We start from the raw sequence: 13,209 nt of genomic DNA, 5'->3' as shown, positions 1-13,209 counted from the left end.
TTATAATGCCAAGAAAACGCTTTCATCTACCCTTTACCCGATAATTTTCAGAAAATATCGAAAAAACGTGTGCGGATGAAAGTTTCCGCACACGCTTAGATTCTCTTGAAATAGGCTTCGGTCTGCTCTTGGTTGCCGATTTTCTCGTCCAAGTGGTCCTTCAACTCTTTTTCCCACTTGATGGTCGAGAAGTCGACATCGAGCCACGCTTCCATTTCTGGGCGCGAGAACGAATATGTTCGGTTCGGGAAAGCGAAGCGGACAATCTCCGTGTTTTGCACGAGTGTGAAGTACGTCGCCGCATTCCGAATCGCGAGCCGCTCCTGTTCGATCCGTTCAATCTCAGGATCACTGTATCGAACGGTCAAGCCGTAAGGACGTTTTTTCGTCTGCAGCTCGATCGACTTGTAGCAGTCATGCATCGGCAACGTCTGGGCGATCCCGGCGATGGCGCTGTTATCCCCGACGTAAGACCCTTTGTATTGGAAAGCGTTCGATCGTTCGGTGTCCCCGCATCCAGCGAGCACGATGAGCAAGACGACGAGCAGACTGAGCCGTTTCATGAGAATCCTCCTATCAAGATTTTAGTTTCAAGTTCAAGCGATAGAGCAGACGTTTCGCAAGCAAGTGCGCCAGGAATCCACCGATGACAAAGCCGATCAAGTAAAGAATGCTGTTCGTCGGGTACGAGAGGTTGGCCAAAATAATCCCGCCGAGCATGGCGAAACAGACGACCATGATCACGTGGACGAGCCAAAGCCAGTTCGTGAACATGAAGAAGCGGCCATTGTTCTCTTGCGGGGCCCGGTTGAACATCCATAAACCGAGACCGAACGAGAGGATGATAAAGCTGAGGGCGCTCATCATCGCCACCGTCATAAAGTTCTCCCACACCGTGTTGTCCGTGAACATGTTGAACGTATCGACGTTAAATACGTTCGCGAGCGGTGAAATCACCCGCATGAACACACTCTCGATCGCACGTTCGAATAGATCGTAAACGCCCGCTGTGTTTTCTGTGAGCGAATAAATCGACCCTTGAATCAACAAGATGATGCCGACAGGGAACAATAAGGCGACGACCGACCAGAGCACTTGCGAGACGGCCTCCCCGCCGAATGAACCCATCCATAATCCTAGTGAGAAGACGGCAATGCCGGTCAACATCATAAATCCGACGAGTCCTGCGACTTGCAACGTGTGTCCGTCCATCAAAAACGAATAGCGTGATGAATGGATGATCCAAAGCATGAGCGGTCCGCCAAGGAGAGACGAGACGATGATGCCACTCGTCCCGATCAACCATTTCGATATGTAGAGCTGGTTGCGGTTGAACGGGAGCGACATCGTAAAGTCAGACATTTGGCTATTGCGTTCACTGCCAATCAAGACGGACGCCATCAAGAAGCCAAAGATGATGTAGAGGAAGATGACACCACCATACGGGATCAGTGTCTGTAAATCGCCGATAAAGTAGCTGTACTCCGGGCTGAACAATTCTTCAACCGACGGATTCGTCACATTGTCGCCATACCATTCGGCATACTCCTCGGGGTTCGCTTGAATCTCTCGAACTTGTTCATCGAACGTCTGCATCTGCGTCCATACTGGAAGCGTATAGGCGACAATTCCAAGGAAAACGAGCAACATCCATAACAACGACACTTGTTTCCAGTCTTTCTTTAACAGCACTTTAAAAGACACTTGCCTCACCTCCTAGTTGAACTCGGAACACGTCTTCGAGCGACATCGGAATCTCTTCGACGAGCATCGGGTCGTGCGCATCGACGAACGTATCGAGTTCCTTCGTCCGTTCTTTCGCCATGAACAAGGCGACCCGGCCTGTGACGTTGATGATTTCGATATCTTTTCGTTCGAGCAGTTCGACCGGCACTTGATCGTTGAAGACGACTTGCAGCTTGACGCTCGTCTCACGTGCCTCCTCGAGCGACATGATCGCTTTGACGCGTCCCTTCTCGATCATGATGATGCGGTCGGCGATGCGTTCGAGCTCATGTAATTGGTGGCTCGACACGATGATCGAACAGTTGCGCGCCTCGACTTGGGCGATCATCAGTTTCAAGACGTCAGCCTTGGCGACGACGTCGAGCCCGTCCGTCGGCTCGTCGAGCAGATAGTACTTTGCCTGGACGGCGAACGCGAGCGACAGTGTCACCATCGCCTTCTGTCCTTTCGAGAGCTGACGGATCTTCTTGTTGTCGATGTTGTAACGAGTAAGCGTCTCTCTGAAGGTTGACCGGTTGAACGTCGGGTAAATCGATTCGTAGAGTGCGGCCGCCTCGTTGACCGTATAGTGTTTGAGCGCATCGGCCGAGTCTGGGACGAAGATGACGTCACGTTTTAATTCTGACTTCTCAAAAATGCTCGCTGGGCCATAACGGACGTCGCCCGTGTCCGGTCGGATGATCCCGACCATCGTGCGTAAGAGCGTCGTCTTCCCGGCCCCGTTCCGTCCGACGAGGGCGATGATTTCCCCGGCGCCGACGGTGAAGTCGATATCGTCTAAGACGCGCTGTCGATCAATCGTCTTACTCAGTTGCTGGACTGTCAGCATGGTTCTCCCCTACTTTCTTATATTCGGTCTCAAATAGCGTCAGCGCTTCGGTGAGCGCGATGTTCGCGTAATGGCAATCGATGGCGAGCTTCTTGATTGCTTCTAAAATCGGTGCGCGCGGCGAGTCCTGGTCGACCCAGTCCTCGGAGACGAACGTCCCCCGCCCGCGATGCATCTCGAGCAAGCCGAGTCGCTCGAGTTCCTGATACGCCTTACTGACCGTATTCGGATTGATGACGAGATCGGTCGCGAGTTCGCGCACCGACATGACCTTGTCGCCCGGCCGTAATATCCCGCGGACGACGAGCTCCTTCGTCTGATTTACGATTTGTTCATACAACGGTTCTGCGCTTTTCATATCAATTTTATATAACATGGGTCACACCCTCTCTTGTGTACGTGGTATAAGTGTATTATACGTATTAGTACACGTAAATACAATAGTTCTTAAAGGGCACTTTCAGTTTACAGGGAATTGGGAATAAATTGAATACGACTTTGGACTGAGACGCGCGTCGTGTTTTTCAGGTACATTGGACGAGAGGTGAACCAAAAATGAAAAAAAGATTGTTGCTTGGGGCCATCGGCTTGCTCGTCGCCGGATCGATGTACGGAAGAAGCGAAGCGACCGAACGCTATACGGACTACATCGATGCCACGTACGGGGAACGTGTCGATGTCGACGTGTCACAAGACTGGAAACTGACTGGGTACAAGGCGACGTTCAAGCTCGAAAGGCAACCACTTCGCGGGACGTATTCCGCGCGGACGTATGGTGACGGCACCATCCATGACGACGTGATGCCGACGTACTGGGTAAAAGAGGCAGAGACGACGCTACACGACCGTCTCGTCACGGCGAACGTCTTATCACGTACAGAGACGGTACGGGCGAACGTGCCTGTGGACGCGGTCCGCATGCGAGACGTAAACAGACGACAACCGACGTCCGTCTTCGAGCTGAATCCAGAGACGTTTTTGGGCGTCTCCGTCATGTTGCATGAAGCATGGAACGATACCATTGCTCAGAAGCAGCGCGTCCTCGGCATCATCCGCCTACTCGAGGACGACGTCACGTCGATTCATTTCTCGTTCGACGGGACACCGAATGAGGACGACGACTTCACCGAGCGCTACTTGAACGTGTCACGCACGTCCCAATCCGGCGATCCGTCATTCGATTCGCTCCAGACGATTGACGACTTGAACCGCCACGATCGCCTATATGGGTTTGACGAGACGACGTTCATCACCGAGTACCGATTTGACGGTACAAAATATGAAGACTGATCGCCATTCGCACGAGCGGATGGTTTTTTGTGTGAGCATTCTCCTTTACAGCACGGCATGAATGTTTTACATTTGATAAGTCAATAATTGACTTATCAAATGAGAGGGGTGAGACACCACAGATGGAATTACGAGATATCAGCCGACTGCTATACCAAATTAAACTGGCGGACCAACGCGTCGCGACCTCGTTTGAGAAGGAGACGGGCTTCAGCCTGACCCGCTACGAGATGCTCATGATCGTGCATGACAAGGGCGTCTGTTCGCAAAGCGAGATTCAGCAGGCGATGAAAATCGACAATGCGGCCATCACCCGCCATTTGAAGATCCTTGAAGAAAAAGGCTACGTCCGCCGGGAACGGAACACCGCGAACCATCGTGAAGTGTTCGTCCATTTGACCGACGAAGCGAAGCATGACTTGATGAGCTGTGAACAAGACCACGACCGCGGCAAGCATTTGATCACGAAAGTGCTGTCCGAGTCAGAGATCAATCAGCTGTCGAGTCTGCTGCAAAAGCTAAACCAACTATAACAAGAGAGAAAGAGGTAATATCCATGGCAACTACATTCGAAAACAACACATTCACTGACGTGATGCTCGGTCGTAAATCGATCCGCGTCTACGACGAGAACGTCAAAATCTCACAACTTGAAATGCTTCAAATGATCGAGGAAGCGACAACGGCCCCTTCTTCAGTCAACATGCAACCGTGGCGCTTCGTCGTCGTCGAGAGCCCAGAGGCGAAAGAGACGCTCAAGCCGCTCATCCGCTTCAACGTCCGTCAAAACGACACGTCGGCTGCGATGGTCCTCATCTTCGGCGACATGGAATGCTACGAGCTCGGTGAAGACATCTATGACCAAGCTGTCGCGGAAGGCAAGATGCCACAAGAAGTGCGCGACCAACAGCTCGCTGCCATCCTCCCGTACTACAAAAACTTGTCGAAACAAGAGATGAACGACATCGTCAAAATCGACTCGAGTCTCGCAGCGATGCAGTTCATGCTCGTCGCCCGTGCCCACGGATATGACACGAACCCAATCGGCGGTTTCGAGAAAGACCAACTCGCGGAAGCGTTCGGATTAGATAAAGACCGTTACGTGCCGGTCATGATCCTCTCGGTCGGTAAAGCGGCAGAAGAAGGCTACCAATCGGTACGCCTCGACGCTGAAACAATCACATCATTCAAATAATCGGAGGACTCCCACATGATCTTAATCAACGCCATTTTCGATGTGAAAGAAACAGAATTTGAAAACTTCTTGGCAGACATCAACAAGCTCATCGATTCGTCGAAACAAGAAGCCGGTTGCTTGAGCTATGAACTGTTCCAATCGACGACTTCGGAGAACCGCTTCGTCATGATCGAGAACTGGGCCGACCAAGCGGCCGTCGAGCAACACAACCAAAACCCGGATCTCATCGCGTTCGCTCAAAGCGTAGGCAACTACGTGACGGCGAAGCCGGTTATCCATGTGACGGAAGTCAACTAAGCAGAAGACGGTCGACCTCGTGTCGGCCGTTTTTTTGTCCCATCGATTCATCGGTCCGATGTTTCGCATACAAAAACCGCTTCTACACATTGGTAGAAGCGGCTGTTTTGTTTATACACCGAGAATCGCGAACGAGACTCCGACGACACCGATGAGCGCCATCGCGTAAACTGGTACACGCGGCATTTCACCGTTGTTATCGAGCGCCTTCCCGAACATGTAGAACACAATCGGGTGGACGAGGAACGGCATCGAGAAGATGAGCGGGATGAGAAGCGATGCTTCTGTCCCGAACATGCCGCCCTGGACGGCTGCGAAGAGACCAAAGTGCGAGATGGCTGACGATTGGGCCATCGTCGTATAGTCGAACGCGATCGAGCTGAAGCTGAGGATGACGAGTCCACCGAAGACCGCCATCATCTGCCAACCGAACGAGAACTGCATGAGCGCCTTTACTTCTTTGAAGTCTTCGCCGTTGGCACCGCGCAAGTTTTTGAGCGCGAGCGCCGTCAACGCGAGACCGACCAAGACGATGATCGCCGTCGGCCAAATCCAGAGCGCCCCGTTATCGGCACTGACTGCCAAAATCGAGAACACGAAGATGTGACCGAAGAACGGGATGTTGATCATGATCGGAGCACGTTTGGCTGCCACTTGACCGAAGTCACCAGCCGTACATGCACCTGTGAGACCACTGTGCGAGAGCGAGCCGGCCATACCTGGTGCGAGGTTGCGGATATGTCCTGTGCGGGCGAACCACATGAGGAGCGCAATCCCACCGAACATCCAGAACAATTGACCGAAGAAACCGTACACGAGAATCGAGTTCATGCCTTCGATGGCGAACGCATCACCGATTCGCGAGCCACCGACCATGAAGTTGGCGGCCAAGACGACCGGGATTCCGGCGAACAGAAGCGCACGGACGGTCGGTCCATACGTCCAGTTGTGGAAGATGGCACCAAGTGCTGACGAGATTAACATGGCGAAGAAAATCTGCGGAAGCGCGATAATCGGTTGAACCGCCACGGCGATGCCGTACGACACGAACAAGATGACGAGCATTAAGACTGTCTCGATGACGCCTTTACGCATGTATACCTTCTTGTCGTCGATTTGCGCCTTGTGGTCGATCAACAGGAACGATGCCGCGAGACCGATCAACGCGAGGATTGGGTAGTAGAGCATGATGCCCTCTGCCGCGCCCGGTTGAATCATCATGCGGAAGAACCCTTCGAGACCGACGAGCAAGAAGAATGAACGGAGGATAAAGATGAACTGTGTCCGTCCTGTCCCGAGGAACATCTCTTCTTTCGATGGCACGACGATGTCTTTCATGTCGAGCTCTTGCTTGCTTAAAATCTTGCGAAGTTCTTGTCCACCGACGAAGAACGATACGACGAGCGCGATGATCGTCGTCCGTGACATGAAGTCGACGAGCGGGAACTCAGGGAGACCCGGTGTCGCGATGCCCATCTCGACCATGGCGAAGCCAAGTCCGAGACCGAAGATGACGATGACGAGGATTGGCGAGAACCGTGACCCGGCCACGACCATCCGCGATAAAATGACCATCGGGATGACGAAGGCCATGAGCAACCAGAATTGGTTGAGTAATTGTACTTGCGATAATTGCTGAACGATTTCCATGGATAAACCCCTTATACATTTTTTTCACACTGTTTCGAAGTTTACAGGATTGAACATTCTGTGACAAGGGGGTGTGATGTTTTGTAAACATTGAAAGCGGAACCAACTGAAATGGTTCCGCTTTCGGTTAGTTATTCGGTTGGCGAAGGCCCCAGATGCCCTTATTTCCTGTGGAATAAAACAAGTCTTCTTTCCCCGCGAAGCTGGCCGAATCACTTGAATGGGCCCGAATCTGTTTATTGACGTGAGCCTTCCAATCTTTATACCGATCGAGCTCGAGTTGATAGTATGACCGCTCGATATATGCGTTGATTTCTTTCAATGAAGCCGTCCCGCCATGATGCTGGAGGGCGAATTGGATTTTGCGAAGTAGTGCGCGTTTCAAATTATCCCTCACCTTTCACTAAATACTTCTAAGTACTCTTCAAACTTTTGTTCCACTGCTTCAATGATTCTATCATGAGTCGCTTGACCTTCAATACAGTACTCTTCCCTCACATAAAACATATCATCAATTAATTCAAAGGGTGGAGAAATATTGCTTACTCTAGTAGAAGTTGTTGATAGATATTTTAATGGCAGTGTTCTTAAATGCCGTTCCATTTTTGCTTGTGAAAAGCTCGTTGTAAAGTCCGCACTTATATTTTTAAGGGTATAAGAACGGAGTTGCTCGTTCACTAAATCATAATAAGGTTTTGCGAGTTCAGTTATCGAAATTGGCGCATACCAATCTTGAGAACCTCGCTCTAACATTATTTTCAGTACGTTCATCTTGTAAGGTCCCTGTCTATCGAACTCATCTATGTACTGAATTAACCGCTCAAGCCGATCTTCCATAATTACGCCACCCTCATTCTGAAGCCTTACGACTGAAGTAGTGATGTAGCCGCACTTCAACGATTTGACTGATCCATTCGTAAACTAAAGGATGAGCAAATGCTTCATTATGCTCGACGTGTAATGACTCCTCTGATACGAAGAACGGTCCTTTAGCTATTTTATCAAATGGCATCCGCAACAGTAACTTTTCAATCTTTTGTTGATGGAACGGGGATTGGAAGTCTTTCGTCTGTCCGTCAATCTGCTGACGATATGGGAATTCATTGATGAACTCATAGAATGGACGAGCCGCCTCGCTAGCTGAGAGTGGTTGAAGCCATCCCGCGACCCCACGACTTAACATGATGGATAACACAATCATCTTATAGCTCTTCGTCATGTCTGTGTATTCTACTTCAAGCAACAGCGACTTCGCCTCTTCAAACAGGTGACTCTCTTCCTCATCCAGCTCCCCCATCCGATTGAGGAACCCGTAAAACCCTCCATCTTTCTTCCATTCAGAGCGATACGCATCCATCGAGTATTCGCCTCGTTGAATCAACTCTAGATAACTCGGCCGTCTTCCGAGTTCTTCTTTCACCATGAAGTAGTTCCGCTCCAACTGTTGTCGCCGTGTCGAAGAACGGGTGACCATTCGCTTCAATAAATCGATGGCATGTAAATCAAATTCGATGGTACATTCGCCTGGTAAATCCACATCTGTAGGAAGTGCTTTGACAATCGGCTGCCGCTTCGTCGTCAACAGCGCCAACTTTTTATCGATGTTCTTATAGTTCCCAATCAAATCGATGATGGTGCAGTGCGTCTTCCCACTCAATAGACGTAATCCACGACCAATCTGTTGCGTGAAGACAGTCAACGATTCGGTCGGGCGGCAGAACAATAGCGTATCAATTTCCGGGATATCAACACCTTCATTGAACAAGTTGACCGCGAAGATGATATCGAGATGTCCTTGCTTCAATTGACACATCACATCAGCACGATCATATTCTGCCTGACTATGTAAAGCTACGGCTTGAACACCTTGCAGGCGGAAATAGTCGGCCAAGTACTCAGCCTGAGCGACCGACGAACAGAAGCCAAGAGCTCTGGTCTGGTGATGCTTCCTCCAGGCATCAAAGATTTTTTGAGCGACACTTTCCTTCAACTGCTCCGCCAACAGTTCGTCCTGATCATAGCGACGACCGTTGATCAACCGAATCTGCGAATAGTCAATCTCATCATAAATCCCAACGTAATGGAATGGTGTCAAATACGACTCTTCAATCGCTTCGGTAAAGTGCATCTGATACGCAACATTGTCATCACATAAAGCATAGACGTCTCCCCCGTCCAACCGATCGGGCGTCGCCGTCAATCCGAGCAAGAACTTCGGCTCGAAGTAGTCAAGGACACGCCGATAGGAAGGTGCCGCCGAATGATGGAACTCGTCGACGACAATCAAATCGAACTGATCTGGTGTGAACTGTTGCATCCGATGTTTCGATGCCAACGTTTGTATCGAAGCGAATAAGACATCTGCCGATTCCTCATCTCTCGAGTCACCGCCAAGCAATAATCCCGTCTTCCATTCGCTTGCGACTTTCTTATACGATACCTCAGCTTGAAGCAAAATCTCTTTTTGATGGGCAATGAAAAGCACTCGTTTAAATTGACGGGCGAAGAAGGCGCTCAAGTACGTCTTTCCTAGTCCGGTAGCGAGCACGAGCATCGCTTTGCGTCTGCCTTCGTCCATCGTCTCGCGTAACGCCTTCAAAGCAGCGTCTTGCACAGTGTTGGGAGTGATTGTATCGTCCTCGATATAAACCGGGCCCGGCGCTGCGATTTGTTCGGCTTCCTTCATCCGATCTTGTCGAGCCAAATACTCTTCACGATAAGGCTGCAACGAGACGGTATTCATGATTTGAGCGTAGTCACTATAGAAGAGCTCATGAAATGAATCGACTGACTGTTCAAACACGTCCTCCGAGATGCTCGCCGGTATCTCGACGTTCCATTCGACACCTCGATTCAAGGCGCTATGCGACAGATTGGACGAGCCGACAAAGAACGTCCCTCCATCTTGTGTTCGGAACAAATATGCCTTCGGGTGAAATGACTGGCCTTTCGATCGATAGAGCCGTAGTTCCACGCCTTGAATGTTCATTAACATTTCAAGCGCGTCCGGGTTCGTCAAATAGAGATAATCTCCAATCAGAATACGGACTTGGGCACCGCGATGGACTGCTTGCTTAAGTGAAGCGACGAGTTCTTGAACACCCGATACTTGCGCAAACGCGACGACCATATAGATTTCAGTCGCCGCGTTGATTTGATGTTGTAATGGAATTCGTAAATGACTGGTATGCAAACGTAACTCACTCATGATCAAGGACCTCTTCCAAGAAGAGGCCTTTTTCAAAACCGCCCCGCTTCTCACGTTTCTCCTCACGGATGCGATTCAATTCTTCAAAGCTCGCACCATGCATCTTTCCGAGTGTATAGACGAGTTCCAAAATGTCAGCAAGTTCTTCGAGTGACTCTTCATCGATGTTCGTCTCTTCGTACTCTTTAATTTCTTCATAGAGTTTCAAGCGTGCCTGTTCAAAATGCTCGGCTTGATTGAGATGTTTGACGACAGGAATTTGTCCTGCTTCGTGGATAATTTCAGGGATGCGGTCGCGGATTAACTTGTTATACACCATACTTACTCCTCCTTTTAGAAAAACAACTCCATCATATATATTACTAGATCTTTATTTTGATCTTTGAAATAATAAAAAGTAACTTATAAAAAATATCAACATCACTAAATTCATAAATGGAGGTACATGTGTGTCAAACATTATAAATAGAGAAATCAAAGAAATTATAGCATATGGAACATCTTCAAACCCAAAAATTTCCTTGTCAGAAGATCAAGCATTTAATGTTCTATTACTTCAATATTACTGTTTTAAAGAATCGGATATTTCAAAAGTTTGGTATGAAATTCTATCAATGATTACAGACGGTAAGGATGATGGCGGAATTGATGCTATCTATTTCGATGAAGAAGATTCAAAAATAATAATTCTGCAAAACAAGTATTCAGATGTAATTAAAGTTCAGGATATTGTTAACGAAATTAATAAGATTATTACTACAATGAATGATTTTAAAGCTGCCCACACAGGTAGCTATAATAAAAAGACAAAAAAACTTTTACAAGAATCATTGGATAGATTGACAGACGAAAATGAAGGCAACGTTGAAATTTTATTCTCTTCATTAGCTAATATTGATATACATAAAGCCAAATCAAAATTAACAGGCATTGAAGATAAAGTTGCCTACATTACATTAATGAATAAAGGTAATGTAGAAGAAATGATTGAAAAGCTTCAGCTGCAACATGAAGTAGTAGCTGAAGATAGTCTAAAAATTGATAATACAAAAAATATTTTGAAGTATTGTAGTGATCAACATAAAGGTATTTTTGTAAATGTCAGCTCAGAATCAATAAGCCGTTTATATAATAGATATAACCAAAAGGGATTATTTAATCTAAATATTAGAAGATATATCAGAAATAAAAATGTTGACGATGGAATTAAAAATACTCTTGATAATAATCGTGATGAATTTTGGTTCTTAAATAATGGCTTAACTATAGCTTGTACTGACTTCGTAGAAGATGGAAACAAAATAAAACTATACAATTTTTCAATAGTAAACGGCGGTCAGACTACAAATTTAATTGGAGAATACAAAGGTAAGAACAGAGAAGAATTTTTCATACCCTGCAAAATTGTTTCAAGTGTAGATGAGGTATCAACTCAAGACACCATGAATTTTTTTAATACTATTGCAGAGGCAACCAATTCACAAAAACCTATTCAACCCAAGGACTTGAAATCTAATTCTCCAGAAATGCGTTCACTACAAACACTGTTATTAAAACATAAAGTATTTCTAGAAATTAAAAGAGGAGAAAAGCCAGCAAAAGACACTAATACCAAAATCAAAAATGATGAGCTAGCCCAATTGATTTTTTCATTCGTAAATCAAAAACCTGGAACTTCTAGATCTAATAAAAACTCATTATTTAATGATAACAAGTTTTATAAACAAATCTTCTTTAAAAGATACGCTAGTGAGATCGAGAAAACCAACTTTCTGTTAGATTTAATTGAGCTCAATGACAGATACAGCGTGCTCCAAAAAAAATTCAAAGTAGAACAAATTAATGAGTTCACAATAGAACAAGCAAATGTTTTTAATAATGGAAAGTTCGTCCTTTTCGCACTTTTTGGTTTAACTTACAGAATTATAAACGGCGATGTAGATATAAATACCCTTAAGATGGATACATCGCTCATAGAAGATGATGATTTTGTTTACGGCTCCTTTATTTCTAACTACAAAGGAGATGATATTGAACAAAAACTAAAAGACCTAATTAAGTTCTTTGTAGACATTCTGGAAGAAGAATACTCTAGTCAATATGACAAAAATAAAGTGACGAGTGTAAGTAACTTCTTTAAAACTGACAAAAAATATATTATGGATATTATTAAAGTCACTGTTAATAAGTTAAGTAGAACTGGTAATTATAATGAGCTGATTGAGTACGGAGAAATTTTCAAGAGAACATAATACCTTAATTACTAAGATCATGAAGTCCGAAAAGACATTATGATCTTTTTGATATCTTAGAAATATCTCATTCATTAAAATTTAAATATGCTCAACTACTCCACAATCTCAAACGCCTTCACATACACGACATGGTCGAGAAAAATGATCCATTCATCCTCGAACTGGACGAATCCGTCCGTCGCATGACGGAACGACTGATAAATCGATTCGAGCGCCGCATAGCGACTCTCCGCTTCCACCACTTGCGTCAACACCTCATCGTTGATCATATGGAACTCAATTTCATACGATTTCATGTCGTCTCCTCCGTTACACTCATGATGTCCTTCTACCGCTCGTCACCGTCTGACAGACATATTTCCGTCTCCTTGTTTATACACTCGCTTGCAAAATCCCGAAATCTTTCTCAGTCATATTCGGAATTTCTTGTTCCATCTCTTTGATACTCGCTACAAGTTCCTCATCAGAGAGATCCATGCTTTCTTCAAGTGCTGTCAGTAGTCTATTTCCCATTTGATGCATGGATGAATACGTGATCCATCCTGAAATCACACCTCCAGCGATAGGAATCACTTTCGAAATCCCTTGCGCGAAAGATTTTCTCGTCATCTTCAATCCGATGTAGCTTTGTGTAATGCAAAATAGGAGTGGTTCTTACGCAATGTTGGTGAGGTAGTGATACCGACATTATGGGAATAAAATCAAAAAGGATTGATTCTCATGAACGAGTTGGAGT

General features: G+C 46.6%; 16 protein-coding genes. 5 read left to right on the top strand and 11 right to left on the bottom strand.

Annotation, left to right across the window (positions count from 1 at the left end):
* Window positions 1-95 precede the first annotated feature (95 nt).
* Genes KNP06_RS02570 through KNP06_RS02555 form a run of 4 tightly spaced genes read right to left on the bottom strand, consistent with a single transcriptional unit; the run spans window position 96 to window position 2,951 of the window.
* A complete protein-coding gene (locus KNP06_RS02570) occupies window positions 96-563 on the bottom strand; it encodes a DUF4825 domain-containing protein (protein WP_214710468.1) in 468 nt (155 codons plus the stop codon).
* A gap of 13 nt (window positions 564-576) precedes the next feature.
* A complete protein-coding gene (locus tag KNP06_RS02565; protein WP_214710467.1) occupies window positions 577-1,704 on the bottom strand; it encodes an ABC transporter permease subunit in 1,128 nt (375 codons plus the stop codon).
* A complete protein-coding gene (locus KNP06_RS02560) occupies window positions 1,694-2,575 on the bottom strand; it encodes an ABC transporter ATP-binding protein (RefSeq protein WP_214710466.1) in 882 nt (293 codons plus the stop codon). Before KNP06_RS02560 ends, KNP06_RS02565 begins: the two co-directional genes overlap by 11 nt.
* On the bottom strand, window positions 2,550-2,951 hold the full coding sequence (locus KNP06_RS02555) for a GntR family transcriptional regulator (protein WP_214787843.1): 402 nt from the start codon (window positions 2,949-2,951) through the stop codon (window positions 2,550-2,552). The genes KNP06_RS02560 and KNP06_RS02555 overlap by 26 nt, the downstream gene beginning before the upstream one ends.
* A gap of 179 nt (window positions 2,952-3,130) precedes the next feature.
* Here KNP06_RS02555 and KNP06_RS02550 point away from each other — a divergent pair, with 179 nt between their 5' ends.
* The 4 genes from KNP06_RS02550 (at window position 3,131) to KNP06_RS02535 (ending at window position 5,360) form a co-directional block, all read left to right on the top strand.
* The gene (locus tag KNP06_RS02550; protein ID WP_214787841.1) at window positions 3,131-3,865 is read left to right on the top strand and encodes a hypothetical protein; all 735 of its coding nucleotides are present in this window, start codon (window positions 3,131-3,133) and stop codon (window positions 3,863-3,865) included.
* Between the two features lie 122 nt (window positions 3,866-3,987).
* Window positions 3,988-4,398, top strand: coding sequence for a MarR family winged helix-turn-helix transcriptional regulator (locus tag KNP06_RS02545; RefSeq protein ID WP_214787838.1), 411 nt, complete (start codon window positions 3,988-3,990; stop codon window positions 4,396-4,398).
* A gap of 23 nt (window positions 4,399-4,421) precedes the next feature.
* Window positions 4,422-5,060 carry a nitroreductase family protein gene (locus tag KNP06_RS02540; RefSeq protein ID WP_214752583.1) on the top strand — a complete coding sequence of 213 codons (639 nt, stop codon included), beginning with the start codon at window positions 4,422-4,424 and terminating at the stop codon, window positions 5,058-5,060.
* 15 nt (window positions 5,061-5,075) lie between these two features.
* A complete protein-coding gene (locus KNP06_RS02535; protein ID WP_214787836.1) occupies window positions 5,076-5,360 on the top strand; it encodes a putative quinol monooxygenase in 285 nt (94 codons plus the stop codon).
* Between the two features lie 111 nt (window positions 5,361-5,471).
* Here KNP06_RS02535 and KNP06_RS02530 read toward each other — a convergent pair whose 3' ends face one another.
* The 5 genes from KNP06_RS02530 to KNP06_RS02510 all read right to left on the bottom strand — a co-directional run bounded on the left by KNP06_RS02530 (window position 5,472) and on the right by KNP06_RS02510 (window position 10,537).
* A complete protein-coding gene (locus KNP06_RS02530; RefSeq protein ID WP_214787834.1) occupies window positions 5,472-7,010 on the bottom strand; it encodes a hypothetical protein in 1,539 nt (512 codons plus the stop codon).
* 127 nt (window positions 7,011-7,137) lie between these two features.
* Window positions 7,138-7,395 carry a hypothetical protein gene (locus KNP06_RS02525; protein WP_214708034.1) on the bottom strand — a complete coding sequence of 86 codons (258 nt, stop codon included), beginning with the start codon at window positions 7,393-7,395 and terminating at the stop codon, window positions 7,138-7,140.
* 8 nt (window positions 7,396-7,403) lie between these two features.
* A complete protein-coding gene (locus KNP06_RS02520) occupies window positions 7,404-7,847 on the bottom strand; it encodes a hypothetical protein (protein WP_214787832.1) in 444 nt (147 codons plus the stop codon).
* 13 nt (window positions 7,848-7,860) lie between these two features.
* On the bottom strand, window positions 7,861-10,218 hold the full coding sequence (locus tag KNP06_RS02515) for a DEAD/DEAH box helicase family protein (protein ID WP_214787830.1): 2,358 nt from the start codon (window positions 10,216-10,218) through the stop codon (window positions 7,861-7,863).
* The gene (locus KNP06_RS02510; protein ID WP_214787828.1) at window positions 10,211-10,537 is read right to left on the bottom strand and encodes a nucleoside triphosphate pyrophosphohydrolase; all 327 of its coding nucleotides are present in this window, start codon (window positions 10,535-10,537) and stop codon (window positions 10,211-10,213) included. The genes KNP06_RS02515 and KNP06_RS02510 overlap by 8 nt, the downstream gene beginning before the upstream one ends.
* A 130-nt stretch (window positions 10,538-10,667) precedes the next feature.
* Here KNP06_RS02510 and KNP06_RS02505 point away from each other — a divergent pair, with 130 nt between their 5' ends.
* The gene (locus KNP06_RS02505; protein ID WP_214787825.1) at window positions 10,668-12,470 is read left to right on the top strand and encodes an AIPR family protein; all 1,803 of its coding nucleotides are present in this window, start codon (window positions 10,668-10,670) and stop codon (window positions 12,468-12,470) included.
* Between the two features lie 95 nt (window positions 12,471-12,565).
* Here the strand turns inward: KNP06_RS02505 and KNP06_RS02500 are convergent, their stop codons facing one another.
* Both KNP06_RS02500 and KNP06_RS02495 read right to left on the bottom strand, forming a co-directional pair.
* On the bottom strand, window positions 12,566-12,769 hold the full coding sequence (locus KNP06_RS02500) for a hypothetical protein (protein ID WP_034776722.1): 204 nt from the start codon (window positions 12,767-12,769) through the stop codon (window positions 12,566-12,568).
* Between the two features lie 76 nt (window positions 12,770-12,845).
* The gene (locus KNP06_RS02495) at window positions 12,846-13,046 is read right to left on the bottom strand and encodes a hypothetical protein (protein ID WP_214787822.1); all 201 of its coding nucleotides are present in this window, start codon (window positions 13,044-13,046) and stop codon (window positions 12,846-12,848) included.
* Window positions 13,047-13,209 lie beyond the last annotated feature (163 nt).

The organism is Exiguobacterium sp. s21 (assembly GCF_018617975.1).
Taxonomy (GTDB): domain Bacteria; phylum Bacillota; class Bacilli; order Exiguobacteriales; family Exiguobacteriaceae; genus Exiguobacterium; species Exiguobacterium mexicanum_A.
Note: the sequence above shows the minus strand (reverse complement) of the source record. Positions and strands in the feature narration are given on the sequence as shown.

What these genes read in the sequence shown, in the direction of transcription:
- KNP06_RS02530 (WP_214787834.1), bottom strand. Translation starts at nt 7,010, where the DNA reads ATGGAAATCGTTCAGCAATTATCGCAAGTACAATTACTCAACCAATTC.
- KNP06_RS02555 (WP_214787843.1), bottom strand. Translation starts at nt 2,951, where the DNA reads ATGTTATATAAAATTGATATGAAAAGCGCAGAACCGTTGTATGAACAA.
- KNP06_RS02570 (WP_214710468.1), bottom strand. Translation starts at nt 563, where the DNA reads ATGAAACGGCTCAGTCTGCTCGTCGTCTTGCTCATCGTGCTCGCTGGA.
- KNP06_RS02560 (WP_214710466.1), bottom strand. Translation starts at nt 2,575, where the DNA reads ATGCTGACAGTCCAGCAACTGAGTAAGACGATTGATCGACAGCGCGTC.
- KNP06_RS02545 (WP_214787838.1), top strand. Translation starts at nt 3,988, where the DNA reads ATGGAATTACGAGATATCAGCCGACTGCTATACCAAATTAAACTGGCG.
- KNP06_RS02500 (WP_034776722.1), bottom strand. Translation starts at nt 12,769, where the DNA reads ATGAAATCGTATGAAATTGAGTTCCATATGATCAACGATGAGGTGTTG.
- KNP06_RS02540 (WP_214752583.1), top strand. Translation starts at nt 4,422, where the DNA reads ATGGCAACTACATTCGAAAACAACACATTCACTGACGTGATGCTCGGT.
- KNP06_RS02550 (WP_214787841.1), top strand. Translation starts at nt 3,131, where the DNA reads ATGAAAAAAAGATTGTTGCTTGGGGCCATCGGCTTGCTCGTCGCCGGA.
- KNP06_RS02535 (WP_214787836.1), top strand. Translation starts at nt 5,076, where the DNA reads ATGATCTTAATCAACGCCATTTTCGATGTGAAAGAAACAGAATTTGAA.
- KNP06_RS02510 (WP_214787828.1), bottom strand. Translation starts at nt 10,537, where the DNA reads ATGGTGTATAACAAGTTAATCCGCGACCGCATCCCTGAAATTATCCAC.
- KNP06_RS02515 (WP_214787830.1), bottom strand. Translation starts at nt 10,218, where the DNA reads ATGAGTGAGTTACGTTTGCATACCAGTCATTTACGAATTCCATTACAA.
- KNP06_RS02520 (WP_214787832.1), bottom strand. Translation starts at nt 7,847, where the DNA reads ATGGAAGATCGGCTTGAGCGGTTAATTCAGTACATAGATGAGTTCGAT.